We start from the raw sequence: 20,211 nt of genomic DNA, 5'->3' as shown, positions 1-20,211 counted from the left end.
ATTCCATTAAATAAATCAGTGGTTTAGACGTATCGTCAGAGGGGTATATTCGCAGTGTACTAGCGAAAGTGCTGCTTGTAAATTCGTTAACTGATCCAGTTCAATTTCCCCAGTTTTTATGAAGGTTAAAAATGCAGCGCGCTGCTCCTGAGGTAGTGTTGCCGCCTGCGGGATAATGCAAACTGATTTACCCATTTCTTTTCGTAATGAATAGAAATGGCTAGGAACGTATGGGCTTGGAATAGGCTCAGTTGAATCCAGATAGTTATTACCAACTAGATTAACCTTTTTGGCTTGCAAAACAACCGGTGTGTGCTGATTGATGTAATAAATTGCTCCAATTAGCATCAAGAAACTACCTACTAACAAAGTGTTAATCAATCCCAAACTTTTACGATTTGATACCGACAAAACTGAGTTAAGGCTCAATTCTGCAAGTTGCCAATGGTTTGAAAATGCCTCTCGTTTTATTTCGAATTTAAGTGCACCAAGGAGGATGAAAAGAATTTGATCAGTTAAATCATTTGTATTCTTAACTTTCAATTTTATTACTTGTTCATTGATAAGTTTTCTCAAAAGATCAATATCGTGAAAATCCATTGTAACGGCTATTTCACGCATTACTTTCTGTTTTTCACTATCTTTACTCCAATTAGAGAACGTTGAAATCATAGCTCTTAAGCGCTCTTGCGGCGTTTTACCATTATTTTGGATTTCTAATCTCAAGCTAGTGAGATGCTTGTTACGTATAGTGTCCACGAAGCACACTTCTTTCTTGCAAAAGTTCGAATCAATATCTTTATTATGATTGTGAAGTTGGGAATGAATCAAGAATATAGGTGCAAACCTGGCCAGCCAAAGATATATCCGGTACATAAATACGGATTCAAGTTCGGCGGCTCCAGAAACTAGTATGACTTAAGCATTCATAAATTGGAAAAATAGAGCATAGCTAGGCAAGCAAATGCGCCATAAGACACTACAGGCACTAACCGGACTGTTCTGGGAAGTCTGCGTCTAAAACAATTCTGTATCTGGCATTACCCTCGGAGAGGTGCCTCAAAGCATCATTCACTTTACTCATAGGGAAGTGTTCCGTTTGAGGATATATATTATGTCTTACCGCAAATTCGATCATTTGCGCAGTCATTGCTGGCCCTCCGTTCAATGATCCAGCAATTCTTTTTTGGCCAAAGATTAGGTCCAGCGCTGAAATCTGCATTTCCTCCAGTATTACACCTACAATTGCCATTCGGCCATTTTGACGCAATGTTCTCACATAGGCAGACCAATCTAATGGCGTATTAACGGTGATTAATAAAAAATCTAAGGTGTTGGCAACTTTAAGAATCTCATGAGGATCGCAGCTGCTGATTACATTATGAGCTCCAAAATCGAGGGCTTCTTTAGTCTTATTTGGATTCGATGTAAATGCAGTGACTTCACATCCCCACGCTTTAGCGAATTTAATTGCTAAATGTCCTAGCCCTCCAATTCCAACAATTCCCACATGATCGGTAGGTTTGATCCCGAAAGTTAATAGAGGGGTAAAAACGGTTACGCCGGCACACAATAATGGACCAGCCTCAGCCATATTGATATTTTCAGGCAGCGGTATTGCCCAAGCCCAGTGAGATCTTACCTTTTCTGCGAGTCCTCCATGATGGCTTACAATGGTCGGTTGAATAGATCCGCACAAATTGTGTTCACCGCCCATGCATTGAGGGCAGTGCATACAACTACCTGCATTCCAGCCAACACCTACTTTTTGGCCAATTTTGATACCTTTCACATGATTGCCAATGGCGACAACTTTTCCTACAACTTCATGTCCTGGGACTAGTGGATATTTAGTCAACCCCCATTCATTACTAATCATCGAGAGGTCTGAATGGCATAGTCCACAGTGCTCTACTTTTACTTCGATCTCTTCAGAGCCTAATTCTTCAGGCAATAAACTTAAAAGTTCCAATGGAGAATTTTGGCCCTCTGCTGTCCAACTTTTGATGGTTTTCATTGATTTTCCTTTCGTGAATTTCAACGATAAGTTAAATCTGAAAACCTTTCACAAAAACTCCGATTCTTGCTTTCAAATTAAAGAATATTTAATTCATTGCATCATGCAAAATTATCCCGAATGCGTAGCGGTTTCCAGAGCTTACCCGACTAACGCCGTGTCGTAGATTGACCTTATAAACTCCTCGAGTGCCATTGACAGGCCTGTTGTGAACAGCAAAAACTACTGCGTCTCCTTTTTGAAAGTGCACTACTTCAACTTTGGATTGCATTCGGGGGCGTTGCTCAGTAATTACAAACTCTCCGCCCGTAAAATCCACCTCTGGCTGAGACAGAAGAATTACTATTTGTAACGGAAACACATAATCCCCATATAGGTCCTGGTGGAGGCAATTGAAATCGTTGGTTTGATATTTGAGTAGAAGGGGAGTTGGCAGATTCTGCCCATTTTCATGACATTGAGATAAAAAATCTGCGTGAGATACGGGGAAAGTCTGCTTTATACCTAAAGCAGAATTCCATCTATTAGCAATGGGGGCTAAACGTTTATACAACTCGGCTCTTAAATGAACTATACCCGTAGTCAATGGTGAACCAAAGTACTTATATTCGCCACTGCCGAACCCATGTCGTTCCATCACGACACGTTTTCGAAATTTTTCATTATCTGAATATTTACTGATCAAATTCTGACACGCATCAGATGTCATTAAAGATTTAATGACACAGAATCCTCTGCCATTTAATTGATCTTCAATTGAACTCCATTCATCCAAGGGCGGCATATTGAAGTCTTCAGCGTATAAGTTATTGTCGATAGAATTAACCTGAGTCGTTTTCATTTTTTGCCTCTTTTGCTATGAGAGCTAGTTTTCTCTCAACTCCCCAACGATACCCGGATAGAAAAGTATAGTCACTCCGAGTCTTGCTATTGAATTCGTGTGCCTTGAGGAGAAAACTACTTCTTGACCATATAAATCAACAACATTAAGCTGAATTAAGGAGTCTAGTCTAAATAGTTTTTATCTTGATAGAACTGGGGTATGGGAAACCAATCATTGCTATGAATCATCCGGATTTGAATTTGCTAATTGCATTGGATATTTTGCTGGAAGAGCAAAGCGTAGTTGCTGCTGCTCGGAGAATGAATTTGAGTCCGCCTGCTATGAGCCGAACCCTCACTAGAATTCGGGAAACTGTGGGCGATCCGATACTAGTTAGAGCGGGCCGAGGACTAGTACCCACAGTGAGAGCCTTGGAATTGAGGGATTTGGTCAGGACAACAGCTGAAACTGCAGTTGGTCTTTTGCAACTTGGGTCTATTGATAATCTCCAAGATATAGAACGACAGTTCATTATTAGAGCCAATGATGTTTTTGTAATGTCCTATGGTGAACGCTTGTTAAAGCGACTCCAGTCTCAGGCTCCGAAAATAACGCTTAAATTTACTGTCGAACATGATTTAGATGATAATGCCTTAAGAGAAGGGAGAATTGATCTCTGGATCGGTGCTAGTAATGCTCTTGACCCAGAGGTTAAAGTACAGCATTTATTTACAACTAAATTCATTGGCTTGGCTCATAAGGATCACCCCATATTCAATGATGAGATTACACCGGAATCTTTTGCGAAATATGATCAAGTGAATGTATCCAGAAAAGGCCTAAGTGCCGGGCCTATCGATATAGAGCTTAATAAATTGGGCCTGAATAGAAAAGTAGCCATTATTTCACCTTCATTTACGATGGCGTTGTTTACCCTGGCTGGCTCTCATTTGATTATGCCGATTCCCACCTACTCCCTATTCGGCTTAGAAAAACTTGAAACGAAGTTAAAATCCTTTCCCCTTCCACTTAACCTAGAGACATTCATGATCAGGCAAGCCTGGCATCCAAGACTTCATAATGATGCAATTCATAAGTGGTTAAGGAGTTGCATCCTGGAAATATGCCAGAAGAATCATTAAGAAATCCCGCTAATAGTTGTGTTCCATGCACTTATATGTTGCTAATCGTGCCATTGATGCATTAAACCCCTCTTAATAGAATTCGCCATCTCATTTATTTGGCGCAATTCACATGCTTGATTCAAGCATATCCACTCTTGCAAGAAAGCTAGTTTCTGCCTTTTTCATTAATAATGGATTAGGAAGAATAAAAACGAAGCTGGAATCAAAGAAACCATCCGCTGTTTCATCACCCCCGGTGATAATTCCCCCCTTCGGCCCGCGAATAGTTATGGGTATGGTTGGAGTGCTGATTGCTGTGATGATGTCCGGCATCAATGACCATGTGACAGATATTGCAATGATGGATATCCAAGGCGGCTTGCAGATTGGCCATGATGAAGGTAGCTGGTTAAAAGCCTTATTTCAGGCAGGACAAGTCGTTGGAATGGCTTTTGCCCCGTGGTGCGCCGTTACCTTCACATTGCGAAGATTCTGCCTCGTCATGACTTCTCTACTTGCTATCTTGGGATTTTGTTGTCCATTTGCACCCAATATTGAAACTTTATATTTCCTTAGGGCTTTTCAAGGCTTAGCGGGTGGTTTTTTACCCCCGCTGCTAATTACCGTTGCCCTTCGGTATTGTCCGCCAGGCATTCGTTTATTCGGGTTTGCTGGTTATGCGCTTAGCTCGACATTTGGACCTAACATGGCGACGCCATTGGCTGCATGGTGGAGTGATTATGCTGGAACTGCTTGGATATTTTGGCACATCATTCCATTTTGCCTGATTAGCCTGGTTGCGGTTTTTTTGGGTTTGCCCCAAGACAAGCTACGCCTTGACCGCTGGAAAACATTTGATTGGCCAGGACTGATTTTAGGCGCCCCTTCAATAGCTGCACTGGTGATCGCCGTCCATCAAGCCGATAGATTGAATTGGTTGGAGTCCCCGTTAATAACATTGCTTGCCCTGGCTGGAGGAATCACATTTTGTTTATTCCTCGTACATGAGTGGTTCTATAAAGACCCAATCTTCAAATTACAAATTTTATTGCGCAGAAATTTTTTATTTTCCACATTAACAATCGCTGGTTTGTTGATTTTGTATCTAGGTGCAATCGTTGTTCCTTTAGTATTTTTGGGAGAGGTAAAGGGATATCGTCCCGCTGAAGTCGTGGGCTTAGCGCTGATCATTGCGATGCCACAGTTAATTTTTTTACCGATGGTTTCTGCGATCCTGAATATTAAAAGAGTGGATGCACGATGGGTGTTTGCATGCGGTATCAGCATTTTGAGCTATTCATTTTATTTATCTACTGACCTGACTTCAGATTGGGTACAAACAGACTTTTATTTTGTATTGATGCTTCAAGCCTTAGGGCAGCCATTAACGATTTTGCCAATCCTGATGATAGTGGTAGCAGATATGCCTGCGGCAGACGGACCTTATATATCTGCAATGTTCAATGCTACCAAAGGTTTTTCAGCCGTATTGATTACTACGTTAGTTGAAGGTTTCGGTCACATTCGGATGGACTACCACTCATCCGTATTAACAAGCCAATTGGGCAGAAATTCTGCTGCACTGTATGAGCGCATGGGCGTTTTTGATGCTTCCTTAAATAGCTTGATCGGAAAATCGATAACTAGCCACTTTTCGTTGGAACTGGTAGCAGAACAAATCAAATTACAGTCATTGACCTTAGCGATGGCTGATGTTTATCAAGTTCTGTTGGTTATTGCATTGGCTTTATTGATATTAGTAGCAATTTTACCAACCAGGGTTTATCCCCCATGGCCTGTTCAATAGTTTTTAAATAATGTGGATATTAAATATGTTAATTCTTGAAGATTCAAAGGACATTCACAGCAAGATATTGATCGTCGCGATGTTGACTACGAATTTAGTTGGATGTGGGTACTTCAGTGAGGGTCAGTCAGAAACTACAAATGATGCATATATAACAGCCGACTTTACGCTTGTCTCCCCAAAAGTAAGTGGGATTGTTGAGCAAGTATTGGTTGAGGATAATCAGTTGGTAAAAGCCGGTGATCCTTTAGTGATCATTGATAACCGGGATTATCAGGCATTAGTTGATAGCGCATACGCCGATGTAGGAGTAGCCAAAGCTGAGATGGAGAAACTTGAAGCAGAAATAGCCCGACAACCAACCTTGATTGATCAGGTTAAGGCAAACATCGTTTCCGCAAATGCCAGCATTACGCTTGCTGAGTCCAATGCAACAAGATATATGAATCTTTCTGCAGATGGCGCAGGAACTATCCAAGAAAATCAGCAGGCAATTGCCCAGCTGAGTCAAAGTCAGGCCACTGGAATTAGGGAAAAAGCAAATCTCCGAACAGTGGAGTTGCAATTAAATATACTACTAGCAGACAGGGAAAAAGCCCGGGCAAATTTGAAGAAATTTGAAGCCATCAAAGAGCAAGCTTTACTGAGTCTGTCTTATACCGTCATCACGGCACCTATCGATGGCGTGATTGGAAGAAAGTCAGTACGCCCTGGCGCTTATCTTCATGTCGGCACATCCATGTTAGCAATTGTGCCTGTAAGAAAACAGTTTGTGGTAGCAAATTTTCAAGAAAACCAAGTTAAGAATATGCGGTTGTTTCAGAAGGTCGATATAAAAGTGGACAGTTATCCTGACATGCACCTCAAAGGTTATATTGATAGTCTGGCACCTGCAACAGATGTAGCCTTTGCGCCTATTCAACCCGACAATGCCACTGGTAACTTCACTAAAATCGTTCAACGAATTCCGGTAAAGATTATGCTCAATGCGAGTGATGACCAACTTGAAAAACTGAGAGTGGGTATGTCAGTCATACCGAGCGTAAGAACCGAAATGGGGCATAGCAATAAACTCCTGAAAGAAGGCGGAGTTAAGCAATGAAATATCAGTTTATGTCCATTTTGTTTCTAGTGCTGCAGGGATGCTCAATTACAACAAAAAACGAAATTGAATCGATCAAGAAACCGGTAGGTAATTATAGATCCGCAATCGAACATAGCGTTGGAAGCATGCCGATTGAGGACTCCCCACCTTCTAATTGGTGGAGGATGTTCAACGATCCAATACTATCGCAAATTGAAGAAAGGGTAGTGGAAGAAAACCTGAGTGTAAAGGCTGCGATATCACGGGTTTTACAAAGCAGGGCACAGAGACAAGTCAACGGTGCAATCTATTATCCTCAGGTAACAGCAGATGGAAACTTCTTGAATTCGAGATCGAACCCCAATGGACCACACATGCCGCCTTTGGCAGCCGGTTCTTCCAGTTTTAATAATATTCGAGCGGGATTGGAGGCAAATTGGGAGTTAGATCTATTTGGCAGAATTGAAAAGATAACAGCAGCAGCTGATGCTAAAACTGAAGCAGCTCTTGATGATCAGAGATTTGCTGTCATCACGGTTGAATCTGAAATCGCTCGGCTTTATATTGCTCTGCGAGGAGCACAATCATTGAAGTCCATACTGGATGAAAACCTTGAAATTGCTGAGCGAAGTGCTTACTTAACTAAAGCAAAATTTGCGAATGGGGTAACAACCCATTTGGATGTTTCTAATTCTGAGGCACAGATAGCATCAATTCAATCCAAAATACCTTTAGTTGAGGCCGAGCAAACGGTATTGATAAATGCTATAGGGGTTTTACTAGCTCAACCACCAAGTTCCCTTTCATCTTTGCTTGGCGGAGGTAAGGCGATTCCTAATCCACCAAGGAATGTTCCTGTCGGTCTTCCATCAGAACTAGTAAGACGAAGACCTGATATTAGGAAAGCGGAGGCTAACCTTAGTGCTGCTACTGCAGAAATAGGGATTGCAATCGCTGACTTCTACCCGCGAATATCTCTAACTGGTGGATTTGCTAGTGAAACATTACAGCTTTCAAAATTAGGAAACTGGGCCACCCGACAGTTCTTCATCGGGCCAATTTTCTCCCTGCCAGTCTTTAATGGTGGGAAACTGAAAGGAACACTTGAGCTTAAGAAAGCCGAGCAACAAGAGGCCGCGATAAATTACCAATCGACAATATTAAACGCGTGGAATGAAGTTGATTCAACGTTAGCAAATTATTTTGCAGAACAACAGCGGCACTCAAAACTGCAGGAAGCGGTTGAAAAGAATGGATTAGCCTTAAGGATAGCTCAAAGACGCTACACAGAGGGAGTGATTGATTTTCTGAACGTGCTAGCTGTTCAAAAATCCTTATTAGCTTCAAAAGAAGAATTGATAAATAGCAAAGTTTCTGTTTCGCAGAATATGATCAATTTATACAAAAGCCTTGGGGGCGGGTGGGAGTCCACGATTCCTGAAAGCCATTATATAACTCAGTCAGCATCTACATTAGAGTAGACATATTCTACGCTTATTGTGGTCTACTTGAATAAGCTGTGTTGCATCTTTTGTTATGAACAGGTATCAATAAGAAATTAAATATTTATTCAAAAAAGGCCTCTAAAAATTAATTTAGAGGCCTCTGAAAGTGACGTATTAGTTACGTCAAATCAGCGAGAATCAGCCTGCAAAGTTCTTGGCAGCAAATTCCCAGTTAACCAGATGGTTCAGGAAAGTTTCCACGAATTTGGGACGTGCATTGCGGTGGTCGATGTAATAGGCATGTTCCCATACGTCGATAGTTAATAGCGCTTTGTCGCCAGTGGTCAACGGTGTACCGGCTGCGCCCATGTTGACGATATCAACAGAACCGTCGGCTTTTTTCACCAGCCAGGTCCAGCCAGAACCGAAGTTGCCAACAGCTGAGGTCTGGAAGGCTTTCTTGAACTCGTCGTAAGAACCCCATTTGGCTTTGATGGCGTCTGCCAGTGCACCTGTTGGTTCGCCGCCGCCGTTGGGAGACAGGCAGTTCCAGAAAAAGGTGTGGTTCCATATTTGGGCAGAATTGTTGTAGATGCCGCCGGAAGATTTCTTGACGATCTCTTCCAGGCTGGCGTTTTCGAATTCAGTGCCTTTGATCAGGTTGTTCAGGTTGGTCACATAAGCCTGGTGGTGCTTGCCGTAGTGATATTCAAAGGTTTCTTCAGACATGTGGGGTGCCAGTGCGTTTTTCGCAAATGGCAATGGTGGTAAGGTATGTTCCATGGAGTTTCCTTTTTATGGTTTGTTGAAAAGGGTAATTTGATTTTAAAAATCGACGTGATGTTTACAACCCGTGATGCTTAGAACAGCGGGCCTGGCAAAAGGTTTACCAATTTAGTAGGGTTATTTTGCCATATTTTGCGGGGATACAAAACCGTGCCTCGCCACATCATGGCGGCAAAAAATGCTATTTCTTGCGCGCACGCGGGTGTGCGGCATCATAAATTTTGCTCAGGTGCTGGAAATCGAGGTGGGTATACACCTGCGTGGTACTGATATTGGCATGCCCCAGCATTTCCTGCACGGCGCGCAAGTCGCCACTGCTTTGCAGTACATGGCTGGCAAAGCTGTGACGCAGCATGTGCGGATGTACATGGTTGTGCAGACCCTGCTTTACCGCCCAGTCATTGATGCGCATCTGTATCGTGCGTCCGTTGATGCGTCGGCCTTGCTGGCTGATAAACACCGCAGTTTCTGCCGGGCGTTTGAGCAGCCATTGCGGACGGACAGCCAGCCAGGCATGCAGTGCAGCAATCGCTTTACTGCCTAGTGGCACCATGCGGGTTTTATTGCCTTTACCGGTCACGGTGACCACGCTTTCCTGCAGGCCCAGTTGTGCCAGGTTGAGGCCGACCAGTTCACTCAGGCGTAGCCCTGATGAGTAAAACAGCTCCAGTATCGCGCGGTCGCGCACGACAATGGGCGCATCTCCTTCCAGTTCCACCAGTTTGCTGGTTTGCTCAATGGACAGGGCATGGGGCAGGGTTTTGGGTGATTTGGGCGCGCGCAGGCCAATCACCGGGTTGGCCGGAAACTGGTGATGTGATACCAGGTAATTGAAAAAACCGCGCCAGCTGGAGAGCATGCGGGCGATACTGCGGCCACTCAGGCCTTGCGCATGCAAACTGGCGATGCTGCGGCGGATATGTTGCGGCGTCAGGGTTTTCAGCGCTTGCCCGTGTTGCTGTAATAACTGGGAAATATCGCGCTGGTAATTGTTGCGTGTGTGTTCGCTTAAACCGCGCTCGAAGTGCAGGAAGTCGAGGTAATCATCCAGCAGTTCATGCATGGCGATTACCTCTAATGTTTGGTGTTACGCTGACAATTGACGCTCGAGGTAAATGCCCCTGGGCGGAAATCTCAGCGGGGGCTTTCATAAGATATATCTGGCGAGGGAGGCGCTGACCAGCTCCCCGATCCTGTTCAGGAACAAGGTTCCCATGCCGGCATAAAAGCGGCTGCGGTGCTCGCTGGGAATTGCCAGCAGGCCAAAGGTGACTTCCTGGTAGCGCATGGGGATCACTGCCAGTGAGGCAGGTGTTTCGCTAAACCAGCCGGCGATATCCATGGTCGGCAGCGTACCGCAATAGGGTTGGCTCAAGTCTTTGGCCCAGTTTCTCAGTGACTCTTCGGCTTCAATAAAAATACCATCGGCACCATGGCTTTCGTTGACCCATAATCTGAGGCAGCTACCAGGCAGCTGGAAGTGACTGGCAAGAAACTCAACCAGGTGTGCATGCAAGCTGGCGACATCCTTGGCGAACAGCAACCCTAGTGTCAGTTCATGCACTTTATTCGCCGTGGTTTCATTTTCCTCGGCGGTCAGGATCAGTTCGGTAAAGCGTGATTCCAGCACACGGATTTTGTCGCGCTGGGCGATTTGCTGGCGCTCGGCCAGCGAAATCGTGCCCTTGCCATGCGGGCTGGGCAGGAACAGTTCTGTCAGCAAGTGCGCGTGACTTTCGAAAAAGTCCGGATGCGCCTTCAGATAATGCTTGATATCGTTTTCGTTAATACTGTCTTCCATAGCGCTTCTGTGCTGCCTTAAATTTCAATTTCGCCTTCAAATACAATCTCTGCCGGACCGGTCATCATGACCGGATGGTCGCCACCTTGCCACTGGATGGTGAGGATGCCACCGCGCGTATGGACTTTTACCGGGCTTTGCAATGAACCCAGCTGGATACCACTCACGGCTGCGGCACAAGCACCGGTGCCACAGGCCAGCGTCTCACCGCTGCCACGCTCATACACGCGCAGGTTGATTTCATGCACGTTGAGCACTTGCATGAAACCGGCATTCACGCGTTGCGGGAAGCGTGGATGGGATTCAATTTGCGGACCCAGGGTCGCCACTTCAGCCGTGTGCACATTCTCTACCAGCATCACGGCATGCGGGTTGCCCATGGACACGGCACTGATAGTCACCGTTTCCCCGTGCAGTGGCAATTCGTAAACCGTGGCCTGTGTGCCCACATCAAATGGAATCTGTGCCGGGACGAAACGTGGCGCGCCCATATTGACAGTCACCTGGCCATCTTCCTGTAATGTCAGCGTGATGATGCCGCTGGCGGTTTCCACCCGGATTTCGCGTTTATCGGTCAGGCCTTTATCAACGACAAAACGCACAAAGCAGCGCGCACCATTGCCGCACTGCTCCACTTCACTGCCATCGGCATTAAAAATGCGGTAGCGGAAATCCACGCCTGGTGTATCCGTATTTTCCACCATCAGCAATTGATCGCAGCCGACGCCAAAATAGCGGTTGGCAACCTGCTGGATTTGCGTGTGGGATAAATGAACCGGGGCCTGTGTCGCGTCAATGACAACGAAGTCGTTGCCAGCGCCCTGCATTTTGGTGAATCGGAGTTTCATGGCCTGAAATGATACTCTAACAACCCCTCGAATGGCAGCTTGCGGGCAACATTTATTCCGCTTGACGCGCAATCTCGGGTAGAATCTGCGTTCCACATTCGGGTACCGGCTTCAGCCTTTAGTCGTCCCCATTAAATTAACCATTTTACTTTTCAAGGCGTCAAACATGAGTGAATATCTTTTTACTTCGGAATCGGTTTCCGAAGGGCATCCCGATAAACTGGCTGACCAGGTTTCAGACAGCATCCTGGATGCAATTTTAGCGCAAGACCCCACTGCACGCGTCGCGGCAGAAACCCTGGCCAATACTGGCCTGATTGTACTGGCCGGTGAAATCACAACCACCGCCAATGTTGATTACATCAAAGTGGCCCGTGATGCGGTCAAGCGTATCGGCTATGACAATACCGATTACGGTATCGACTACAAGGGTTGCGCCGTACTGGTGGCCTATGACAAGCAGTCTCCCGATATCGCCCAGGGCGTAGACAACGCCAATGATGATCCGCTGGACCAGGGTGCCGGTGACCAGGGCCTGATGTTTGGCTATGCCGTGAATGAAACACCGCAATTGATGCCATTGCCTATCTGGTTGAGTCATCGTGTGATGGAGCGTCAGTCGCAATTGCGTAAAGATGGCCGCCTGGCCTGGTTGCGCCCGGATGCCAAGTCACAGGTGACGATTCAATACGTGGACGGCAAACCGCACAAGATTGATACTGTACTGGTCTCCACACAACATGCGCCTGAAATGTCGCTGGAAGCGATTCGTGAAGCAGTGATTGAAGAAATCATCAAGCCCACGCTGCCGGCAGAACTGATCAAGGGTGAGATCAAGTACCTGGTGAACCCGACCGGCCGTTTCGTCATCGGTGGTCCGCAAGGCGATTGCGGCCTGACTGGCCGTAAGATTATTGTGGACACCTATGGCGGTGCCGCACCGCATGGCGGCGGCGCGTTCTCCGGTAAAGACCCGTCCAAGGTGGATCGTTCTGCCGCCTATGCAGGCCGTTATGTGGCGAAAAACATTGTCGCTGCCGGCCTGGCGGACAAGTGCCTGGTGCAAGTGAGCTATGCTATTGGCGTGGCGCAACCGACTTCCATCATGGTGGAAACTTATGGTACCGGCAAAATTGCAGACGAGAAATTAACCCAGCTGGTACGTGAGCACTTCGATTTGCGCCCTAAAGGCATCGTCAAGATGCTGGACCTGTTGCGCCCGATTTACAGCAAAACCGCTGCTTATGGCCACTTTGGCCGTGACGAGCCGGAATTTACCTGGGAGGCCACAGATAAGGCGGCCGCATTGCGCGCAGCAGCAGGGCTATAAAACAGCCTGAAAAGTATTCATATAAAAAACTAATTTCAAGAGGGCTTTTAGCCCTCTTTTTTTTCGATTTCCTGTCGATATCAAGCGTAAGATAATCAGTATATATAATAAGCTCAAACCGGCAGCATGTTAAAAACCATACCAATAAGTCAGGTGAGAATCGGCATGTATATCCATGAACTGAAAGGGCCATGGATGAATCACCCTTTCTGGCGGAGCCGGTTTGTGCTCAAGGATGTGGCCGATTTGCAGAAGCTGAGGGGGAGCCAGCTGCAGGAGGTGGTGATCGACCTCGGACGCGGACTGGATGTGCTGCCGGAGCAGATTGAAACGCCGCCGACAGACAAGGAAATGATCATGCTGGAGCTGAACGGCCCAGCGATCGGGGAGGAGTCTGCCAGTGCGCCAGTCAAACAGACGCCATTAGATGCCGAGCACAGGCAAGCTGCCAGGATCATTCAGGCTTCACGCAAGGAAATGGTATCCATGTTCAAGGATTTGCGCATGGGCAAGGTGATTGAAGCCGATGCTGTCCTGCCGCTGGTGGATGAGATTTCGGCTTCGGTGGCGCGCAATACCCATGCCCTGATCAGCTTGGTACGGTTGAAGACTGCCGATGACTATACCTATATGCACTCGATTGCGGTATGCGCACTGATGACCACGCTGGCCAGGGCCCTCAAATTGTCTGACGAAGAAGTCAGGCAGGCCGGGTTGGCCGGGCTGATGCACGACATGGGCAAGGCCGGTGTTCCGTTACAGATTTTGAATAAGCCTGGTTCGCTGACCGATCACGAATTTGACATCATTCGCCAGCATCCGGCACTTGGTCACGAAATGTTACTGAAAGCCAATATTATGGATGCCGTGACGCTGGATGTCTGCCTGCATCATCACGAAAAAGTGGATGGGACTGGCTATCCGGGCAAGCTGACCGGGAGTGACCTCAGTATTTTTGCCAAAATGGCGGCCATCTGCGATGTGTATGATGCCGTCACCTCTGCCCGGGCATACAAACCGGGCTGGGAGCCAGGGATTGCCCTTAACCGTATGGCTTCCTGGGAAGGGCATTTTGACCAGGATGTGTTCAAGGCGTTTGTCAAAAGCCTGGGGATCTACCCGATAGGCACGCTGGTCATGTTGAAGTCAGGGCGCCTGGCAGTCGTGGTGCGCCAGTCGCCGGATAGCTTGTTGAGGCCGGTTGTTAAAGCATTTTTTTCAACCAAATCCCTGGTATATATCCCGGTGGAGGAAGTGGATTTGGCCAGGCAGGGCGCAGATGAGATTGTCAGCAACGAATCTTCTGCCAACTGGGGTGTGAGCGACATCGAGCATTTATGGGCGGCGCAGTAAGGCGTGCAATAAAAAAGGAGCCAAAGGCTCCTTTTTTTATTTTTGATACATCGTTTCCTGATTATTCAGCGGTCTTTTTCGCCCGTTTACTGGAGGATGCCGGGCTGGCTTTTTTAGTCGCTGCTTTCTTTTTGGTGGCCGGTTTCTTGCCTGTGGTTTTCCCGCCTTCTTTCGCTGCTTTTTCAGCCAGCAGTTCCAGCGCCTGCTCCACTGTCAGTTCTTCCGGCGTGACGCTCTTGGGCAGTGTGGCACGGATACCATTATGCTGCACATAAGGGCCAAACCGGCCAGAGAATACTTCAATCCGGCCCTCGCCTGACGGATGTTCGCCCAGGTCCGCCAGCGCCGCTGGCCCGCTCGCCGCTGCCAGTAGTTTAACAGCACCTTCGAGGTCTATGCTAAACACGCTCTCGGTTTTGGGGATGGATTTGAACTTGCCATCATGATTCACGTAAGGCCCAAACCGGCCGATATTGGCAACGATCTTTTTACCGGTTTCCGGGTGCTGGCCCAGGTCACGCGGCAAGCTCAGCAGCATATGCGCCGTGTCGATATTAATCTGGCTCAGCGGAATCTCTTTCGGGATGCTGACGCGCTTGGGTTTTTTCTTGTCACCTTCTACCGGCTGGCCTACCTGCAAATAAGGACCATACGGGCCATTCATCAGGTAAATATCTTTTTGCGTATCCGCATCCTGCCCGATCACCACTGGCTCGCTGGCCATATTGGCTTCGCCATCCAGGTTGCGTTTGTAGTCGCACTTCGGTGTCGCGTTATAGCCGGTACAGCCAATAAAGCTGCCGTAGCGGCTCAATTGTTTTTGGAGTTGGCGGCCGCATTTCGGGCACATTTCATCAATCAGCTCATTGCCCGGGCGCTCTACATCCGCTTTAACCAAAATCTGCTGGTTAAAGCCCTGCCAGAACTTGTCCATGACCGGCACCCAGTCCAGGTTGCCCTCGGCAATCTCGTCCAGTTCGTTTTCCAGTTTGGCGGTAAAGTCATAGTCGACGTACTGGGTAAAGTGCTCGGTGAGGAATTTATTGACCACGCGGCCCACATCGGTCGGCGTAAAGCGCTTTTTATCCAGCACCACATATTCGCGGTCTTGCAGGGTCGAAATAATGCTGGCGTAGGTGGAAGGGCGGCCAATGCCGTATTCTTCCAGCGCTTTCACCAGGCTGGCTTCCGAGTATCGGGGTGGCGGCTCGGTAAAGTGCTGTTCGCCGAAAATCTTTTCTACCGTCAACACTTCGCCGGTTTCCAGGTGCGGCAGTTTGGCTTCCGCGTTTTCGTCATCCTTGTCGTCGTCCTTGCCTTCCATATAGACGGCAATAAAGCCCGGGAATATCAGTGTCTGGCCACTGGCACGGAACAGGTTGGCCTCTGAGCCAACGGCCAGATCGACACTCACAGCATCATATTTGGCCTGTGTCATCTGGCAGGCCAACGTGCGCTTCCAGATCATTTCATACAATTTGAACTGTTCGTCATTCAGGTATTGGCGCACGCTGGCAGGCGTACGGGTAATGTCGGTTGGCCGGATTGCCTCGTGTGCCTCTTGCGCATTCTTGGCCTTGGTTTTGTACATGATGGGCGCTTTGGGCAAGTAATCTGCGTCAAAGTGTTTTTTCACGTAATCGCGGATTTGCATGACCGCTTCGGCCGCCAGGCTGAACGAGTCAGTACGCATATAGGTAATCAAACCCACCGTACCGCTACCCACATCCATGCCTTCATACAGTTGTTGCGCCACACGCATGGCGCGGCTGGTGGTGAAACCCAGCTTGCGCACGGCTTCCTGTTGCAGGGTGGATGTCGTGAATGGTGCGGCCGGGCTGCGGCTGCGTTGCTTTTTCTCAACACGGGTAACCGTTGTCTTACCTGCGGAAGCTAACAGTAATTTGCCAACAATATCGGCCTGCTGGTCATGGTTGGTGACCGTGAATTGCTCCACTTTCTGGCCATTGAGTTGTACCAGTTTGGCATCAAAGCCATGCGCATGCTTGAGCGCACTCATATGGATGCTCCAGTATTCCTGGCTGGTAAAGGCTTCGATTTCGAGTTCGCGCTCTACGATCAGGCGCAGCGCAGGGCTTTGCACGCGACCGGCAGACAAGCCGCGGCGAATTTTTTTCCACAGCAATGGCGAAAGATTAAAGCCCACCAGGTAGTCCAGTGCGCGGCGGGCTTGCTGGGCATTGACCAAGTCCATGGAAATGTCACGTGGATGGTCAATCGCCTGTTTGACTGCCGTTTGCGTGATCTCGTTAAACTCAACGCGTTTGAGCAGCTTGTTCTTCAGCAGCTTTTTCTCGCTGAGGATTTCGGCGATATGCCAGGAAATGGCTTCACCTTCGCGATCCGGGTCGGTTGCCAGGTAGATGCTGTCCGCACTCTTGACCGCTTTGGCTATTGCATCCACGTGCTTGCTGTTGCGGTCTATGATGTCGTACTTCATGGCGAACTGCTGTGCCGGATCCACGGCACCGTTTTTTGGAATCAGGTCGCGCACGTGCCCGTAAGAAGCCAGGACCTCAAAATCACCACCCAAATATTTTTTGAGGGTTTTGGCCTTGGAGGGAGATTCAACGATCAGCAGTTTGGACATTGAGCGGTCTGTGTAAGAGTTGGCTAGATAATAGCAAGCGTTTTAACGACTAGACAATATATCGGTGCGTAAAGACATGAATTAAAGTTTCTCCGGCACCAAAACATTGTGTTATTCCTCAGTGGCGACGGCAACCGGGAAGGGTTTGCGTGCAAATTCAATGCGTTTGTCATCCTGGGTGGCAATGGTCAACGCCATGTCGTTGGCAGGAAGTTTCTCGTGGTCAAACATCGGGTCTTCATCTTCTTCCCTGGCCTGGCTCAGGTGTTTGAAATCATACAAGTCAACATCGGCCAGGTGCGAAGGCTCCACATTGCCGATGGCACGGAAGATATTATTGATACGTCCCGGTTGTTCGCGTTCCCAGTTATTCAGCATGTCCTTGATTTTCTGGCGTTGCAGGTTTTCCTGGCTACCGCATAAATCGCAGGGAATAATCGGGAACTGCATGCCACGTGCATAAGCGGCGATATCTTTTTCTGCACAATACGCCAGTGGGCGGATCACCATGAATTCGCCACGGTTGGTCGCCAGCTTGGGCGGCATCGCTTTCATCTTGGCGCCGTAGAACATATTCAGGAACAGGGTCTGCACGATGTCATCACGGTGGTGGCCTAATGCAATTTTGTTCGCGCCCAATTGCTGTGCGGTGGTATAGATAATGCCGCGGCGCAGGCGTGAGCATAAACTGCAGGTGGTTTTGCCTTCGGGGATTTTTTCTTTAACAATAGAGTAAGTATCCGCTTCGACGATGCGGTACTCCACGCCGAGTTTTTCCAGGTAAGCAGGCAAGATGTCAGCGGGGAATCCGGGCTGTTTCTGGTCCAGGTTCATCGCAATCAACTTGAAATTGATGGGCGCGCGTTCCTGCAGGGCCAGCAGAATCATCAGCATGGCGTGGCTATCCTTGCCGCCGCTCATGCACACAAGCACGGTGTCACCGTCTTCGATCATGTTGTAGTCGCCGATGGCTTTGCCCGTGGCGCTAATCAGCTGATTGCGCAGTTTCAGGAAGTTCTGGCTGACGTCGTCTGGATAATGTTTGGTCTTCATAGGCGCGCATTATAACGGAAAGCGAGCGGGTAAGCCCTTGATTATTCTGGCTGATTTTAATTTGCTTATTCTTTTTTTATGGTTGCCGGATTAAATGCTCAAGTGGCGACCGCCATCCACGGCCAGTACATGGCCGGTCATAAACGGGGCGTCATAAATCAGGAATTTTACCGCCCTGGCAATATCAGATGGTTCTCCCATGCGTTTGAGCAAGGTCTGGTTAATCACCTGTTGCCGGTACTCTTCATCGAACTCCTGGTTGCTGTCTGGCCATAACACAGGCCCGGGCGCCACTGCATTCACCCGCACGCTGGGTGCCAGTTCGTGTGCCAGGGATTTGGTCAGGCTGACCAGGCCGGCCTTGGCTGCACTATACACAATGTAATGTTTCTTCGGGCGTTCGATATGCATATCGGTGATGTTGACGATACAGCCCTGGCTGGCTTGCAAGGCAGGGGACGCCGCCTGGCTTAAAAATAATGGCGCCTTGAGATTGCTGCCCATGAGGTCTTCCCATTGCTCAAGTTGAATCGTTCCTAACTCGGTTGGGTAGTAGCTGGAAGCGTTATTCACCAGTGCATCCAGCCTGCCAAAGCGTTGTAAGGTCATGTCAATCAATCCTGGCAAGGCCGCGATATCGAGCAAATTACCCTGCACCGCAGCGACACTGCCCGGGCGCTGGTGATTCAGTTCTGTTTGCAGAGCGAGTGCTTCGCTGACGCTGCTGTGGTAATGCAACATGATGTTGGCGCCCTGCCGATGTAATTCACGTATGATTGCCGCGCCTACCCGTTTGGCACCGCCAGTGACTAATACGACTGATTCTTGCACGACAGATTCTCGGACTGCTGGATTTGCGCTCACGTTGTACTCTTTATTCTCGACTCGTCACATTATAATGGCTGAATGACTGTTCAACCGATTTCTTCACAATTGCCGGCGCTGGATGCCTCGGCGCAACAGCATTGTGATCGCGTGGCCGCACATATACAACAACAGATACGGCAGCGAGGGGGCTGGATCTCCTTTGCCGATTATATGCACATGGCGCTATATACCCCGCATCTCGGCTATTACAGCGGTGATGCAAGCAAGTTTGGCCGCACAGGCGATTTTGTGACGGCACCCGAGATATCGCCGCTGTTTGCGTCTGCGCTCGCCAACCAGGTCAACCAGGTGTTGCATCACACCGGTGGTAGCGTTTTGGAGCTGGGCGCTGGTACTGGCAAGCTGGCCATCGGTGTATTGCAGAAACTGCATGCATTGGATCAATTGCCTGAGCATTATTATATACTTGAGGTAAGCGCCAACTTGCGTGAAAGGCAGCAACAGGCTTTGCAGGCTGTATTGCCTGAGGCAATATTTTCGCGGGTGCAATGGCTGCATAGTCTGCCTGAAGCATTCACTGGAGTCGTCATTGGTAACGAGGTGCTGGATGCGGTGCCGGTACAGGTGATCCAGTGGCAAAACGGTCAATGGCAGGAGCGTGGCGTGGCGTTTGAACAAACATTTGTTTGGCAAAATCGGCCGCTGCAGGACCAGTCGCTGGCTGCACATATTGATACCAGCCACTTACCCGAAGGCTATACCACTGAAATCTGTCCGGCCGCACGGGGATTGATTGCCAGTCTGGCGACCATGCTCAGACAAGGGCTGATCCTGCTGCCGGATTACGGTTTTGCTGCGCGTGAGTATTACCATCCGCAGCGTCATCAGGGCACGCTAATGTGCCATTTCCAGCATTATGCGCATGACGATCCGTTTGTGTATCCCGGCTTGCAGGATATTACCGCGCATGTTGATTTCACGGCGATGGCAGAAACGGCATTGATGTATGGGCTGGATTGCGCAGGGTATACCACGCAGGCCCAGTTTCTGATGAATTGCGGCATTTTGCAGATGCTGGCAGCAGTTTCGCCGGAAGACAGTGCCCGTTACTTGCCTATGGTTGCAGCGGTGCAGAAGTTGCTTTCCCCGGCGGAAATGGGGGAGTTGTTCAAGGTATTGGCGCTGGGTAAGGGGTTGGGAGAGCCATTGTTAGGGTTTGTGAACGGGGATAAACGGCATCAGTTGTAATTGGAGGAGGGGCTTTGGGATTGGGGTAAGAGGCATTCTTTAAGGTTTTTGCT

At 48.3% G+C, this 20,211-nt stretch carries 17 protein-coding genes; 7 read left to right on the top strand and 10 right to left on the bottom strand.

Annotated features, from left to right (window positions below; translation table 11 throughout):
- Nucleotides 1-15: 15 nt before the first annotated feature.
- The 3 genes from BLP53_RS09775 to BLP53_RS09765 form a co-directional block, all read right to left on the bottom strand.
- Nucleotides 16-726, bottom strand: a complete 711-nt coding sequence (locus BLP53_RS09775) for a hypothetical protein (RefSeq protein WP_143001366.1) — start codon at nucleotides 724-726, stop codon at nucleotides 16-18.
- A 262-nt stretch (nucleotides 727-988) separates the two neighbouring features.
- The gene (ahr, locus tag BLP53_RS09770) at nucleotides 989-2,017 is read right to left on the bottom strand and encodes an NADPH-dependent aldehyde reductase Ahr (RefSeq protein ID WP_091471993.1); all 1,029 of its coding nucleotides are present in this window, start codon (nucleotides 2,015-2,017) and stop codon (nucleotides 989-991) included.
- An 88-nt stretch (nucleotides 2,018-2,105) separates the two neighbouring features.
- Nucleotides 2,106-2,858 (bottom strand): 2OG-Fe(II) oxygenase, encoded by a 753-nt coding sequence (locus BLP53_RS09765; RefSeq protein WP_091471992.1) that lies wholly within the window; start codon nucleotides 2,856-2,858, stop codon nucleotides 2,106-2,108.
- A gap of 185 nt (nucleotides 2,859-3,043) precedes the next feature.
- Here BLP53_RS09765 and BLP53_RS09760 point away from each other — a divergent pair, with 185 nt between their 5' ends.
- From BLP53_RS09760 to BLP53_RS09745, 4 genes are all read left to right on the top strand, one after another.
- Nucleotides 3,044-3,982: a LysR family transcriptional regulator gene (locus tag BLP53_RS09760; RefSeq protein ID WP_218119037.1), complete on the top strand. Its 939-nt coding sequence runs from the start codon at nucleotides 3,044-3,046 to the stop codon at nucleotides 3,980-3,982.
- Between the two features lie 112 nt (nucleotides 3,983-4,094).
- Nucleotides 4,095-5,771 carry an MFS transporter gene (locus BLP53_RS09755; protein ID WP_091471991.1) on the top strand — a complete coding sequence of 559 codons (1,677 nt, stop codon included), beginning with the start codon at nucleotides 4,095-4,097 and terminating at the stop codon, nucleotides 5,769-5,771.
- 25 nt (nucleotides 5,772-5,796) lie between these two features.
- Nucleotides 5,797-6,873: an HlyD family secretion protein gene (locus BLP53_RS09750; RefSeq protein ID WP_176755263.1), complete on the top strand. Its 1,077-nt coding sequence runs from the start codon at nucleotides 5,797-5,799 to the stop codon at nucleotides 6,871-6,873.
- Nucleotides 6,870-8,336, top strand: a complete 1,467-nt coding sequence (locus BLP53_RS09745; protein ID WP_091471989.1) for an efflux transporter outer membrane subunit — start codon at nucleotides 6,870-6,872, stop codon at nucleotides 8,334-8,336. Before BLP53_RS09750 ends, BLP53_RS09745 begins: the two co-directional genes overlap by 4 nt.
- A 162-nt stretch (nucleotides 8,337-8,498) precedes the next feature.
- On the opposite strand, the gene BLP53_RS09740 is transcribed toward BLP53_RS09745, so the two are convergent.
- From BLP53_RS09740 to dapF, 4 genes are all read right to left on the bottom strand, one after another.
- Nucleotides 8,499-9,083, bottom strand: a complete 585-nt coding sequence (locus tag BLP53_RS09740) for a superoxide dismutase (protein WP_091471988.1) — start codon at nucleotides 9,081-9,083, stop codon at nucleotides 8,499-8,501.
- A 184-nt stretch (nucleotides 9,084-9,267) separates the two neighbouring features.
- Nucleotides 9,268-10,149 carry a tyrosine recombinase XerC gene (gene xerC / locus BLP53_RS09735; RefSeq protein WP_091471987.1) on the bottom strand — a complete coding sequence of 294 codons (882 nt, stop codon included), beginning with the start codon at nucleotides 10,147-10,149 and terminating at the stop codon, nucleotides 9,268-9,270.
- A gap of 84 nt (nucleotides 10,150-10,233) precedes the next feature.
- Entirely contained in the window at nucleotides 10,234-10,887 is a 654-nt protein-coding gene (locus tag BLP53_RS09730; RefSeq protein WP_091471986.1) for a DUF484 family protein, read from the bottom strand.
- A gap of 17 nt (nucleotides 10,888-10,904) precedes the next feature.
- Nucleotides 10,905-11,735, bottom strand: a complete 831-nt coding sequence (dapF, locus tag BLP53_RS09725) for a diaminopimelate epimerase (RefSeq protein WP_091471985.1) — start codon at nucleotides 11,733-11,735, stop codon at nucleotides 10,905-10,907.
- Nucleotides 11,736-11,901: 166 nt separating this feature from the next.
- Between dapF and metK the strand changes: the two genes are divergently transcribed.
- Together metK and BLP53_RS09715 are read left to right on the top strand one after the other, a co-directional pair.
- Entirely contained in the window at nucleotides 11,902-13,065 is a 1,164-nt protein-coding gene (gene metK / locus BLP53_RS09720; RefSeq protein ID WP_091471984.1) for a methionine adenosyltransferase, read from the top strand.
- A gap of 126 nt (nucleotides 13,066-13,191) precedes the next feature.
- On the top strand, nucleotides 13,192-14,418 hold the full coding sequence (locus BLP53_RS09715) for an HD-GYP domain-containing protein (protein ID WP_091471983.1): 1,227 nt from the start codon (nucleotides 13,192-13,194) through the stop codon (nucleotides 14,416-14,418).
- Nucleotides 14,419-14,479: 61 nt separating this feature from the next.
- Here BLP53_RS09715 and topA read toward each other — a convergent pair whose 3' ends face one another.
- The 3 genes from topA to BLP53_RS09700 all read right to left on the bottom strand — a co-directional run bounded on the left by topA (nucleotide 14,480) and on the right by BLP53_RS09700 (nucleotide 18,913).
- Entirely contained in the window at nucleotides 14,480-17,029 is a 2,550-nt protein-coding gene (gene topA, locus BLP53_RS09710; protein ID WP_091471982.1) for a type I DNA topoisomerase, read from the bottom strand.
- 111 nt (nucleotides 17,030-17,140) lie between these two features.
- The gene (gene ttcA / locus BLP53_RS09705; protein ID WP_091471981.1) at nucleotides 17,141-18,082 is read right to left on the bottom strand and encodes a tRNA 2-thiocytidine(32) synthetase TtcA; all 942 of its coding nucleotides are present in this window, start codon (nucleotides 18,080-18,082) and stop codon (nucleotides 17,141-17,143) included.
- A gap of 90 nt (nucleotides 18,083-18,172) precedes the next feature.
- Nucleotides 18,173-18,913, bottom strand: coding sequence for a pteridine reductase (locus BLP53_RS09700; RefSeq protein ID WP_091471980.1), 741 nt, complete (start codon nucleotides 18,911-18,913; stop codon nucleotides 18,173-18,175).
- A 75-nt stretch (nucleotides 18,914-18,988) separates the two neighbouring features.
- Between BLP53_RS09700 and BLP53_RS09695 the strand changes: the two genes are divergently transcribed.
- On the top strand, nucleotides 18,989-20,158 hold the full coding sequence (locus BLP53_RS09695) for a class I SAM-dependent methyltransferase (protein ID WP_091471979.1): 1,170 nt from the start codon (nucleotides 18,989-18,991) through the stop codon (nucleotides 20,156-20,158).
- The last annotated feature ends 53 nt before the right edge of the window (nucleotides 20,159-20,211 follow it).

The sequence above is a fragment of the Methylophilus rhizosphaerae genome (assembly GCF_900100975.1).
GTDB classification, from domain to species: Bacteria; Pseudomonadota; Gammaproteobacteria; order Burkholderiales; family Methylophilaceae; genus Methylophilus; species Methylophilus rhizosphaerae.
The sequence above is the reverse complement of the archived record's forward strand: the minus strand, read 5'-3'. Positions and strand labels throughout refer to the sequence as shown.

What these genes read in the sequence shown, in the direction of transcription:
- BLP53_RS09730 (WP_091471986.1), bottom strand. Translation starts at nt 10,887, where the DNA reads ATGGAAGACAGTATTAACGAAAACGATATCAAGCATTATCTGAAGGCG.
- BLP53_RS09715 (WP_091471983.1), top strand. Translation starts at nt 13,192, where the DNA reads ATGTTAAAAACCATACCAATAAGTCAGGTGAGAATCGGCATGTATATC.
- BLP53_RS09740 (WP_091471988.1), bottom strand. Translation starts at nt 9,083, where the DNA reads ATGGAACATACCTTACCACCATTGCCATTTGCGAAAAACGCACTGGCA.
- dapF (WP_091471985.1), bottom strand. Translation starts at nt 11,735, where the DNA reads ATGAAACTCCGATTCACCAAAATGCAGGGCGCTGGCAACGACTTCGTT.
- BLP53_RS09765 (WP_091471992.1), bottom strand. Translation starts at nt 2,858, where the DNA reads ATGAAAACGACTCAGGTTAATTCTATCGACAATAACTTATACGCTGAA.
- ttcA (WP_091471981.1), bottom strand. Translation starts at nt 18,082, where the DNA reads ATGAAGACCAAACATTATCCAGACGACGTCAGCCAGAACTTCCTGAAA.
- BLP53_RS09695 (WP_091471979.1), top strand. Translation starts at nt 18,989, where the DNA reads ATGACTGTTCAACCGATTTCTTCACAATTGCCGGCGCTGGATGCCTCG.
- BLP53_RS09755 (WP_091471991.1), top strand. Translation starts at nt 4,095, where the DNA reads ATGCTTGATTCAAGCATATCCACTCTTGCAAGAAAGCTAGTTTCTGCC.
- BLP53_RS09745 (WP_091471989.1), top strand. Translation starts at nt 6,870, where the DNA reads ATGAAATATCAGTTTATGTCCATTTTGTTTCTAGTGCTGCAGGGATGC.
- ahr (WP_091471993.1), bottom strand. Translation starts at nt 2,017, where the DNA reads ATGAAAACCATCAAAAGTTGGACAGCAGAGGGCCAAAATTCTCCATTG.
- BLP53_RS09750 (WP_176755263.1), top strand. Translation starts at nt 5,797, where the DNA reads ATGTTAATTCTTGAAGATTCAAAGGACATTCACAGCAAGATATTGATC.
- xerC (WP_091471987.1), bottom strand. Translation starts at nt 10,149, where the DNA reads ATGCATGAACTGCTGGATGATTACCTCGACTTCCTGCACTTCGAGCGC.
- topA (WP_091471982.1), bottom strand. Translation starts at nt 17,029, where the DNA reads ATGTCCAAACTGCTGATCGTTGAATCTCCCTCCAAGGCCAAAACCCTC.
- metK (WP_091471984.1), top strand. Translation starts at nt 11,902, where the DNA reads ATGAGTGAATATCTTTTTACTTCGGAATCGGTTTCCGAAGGGCATCCC.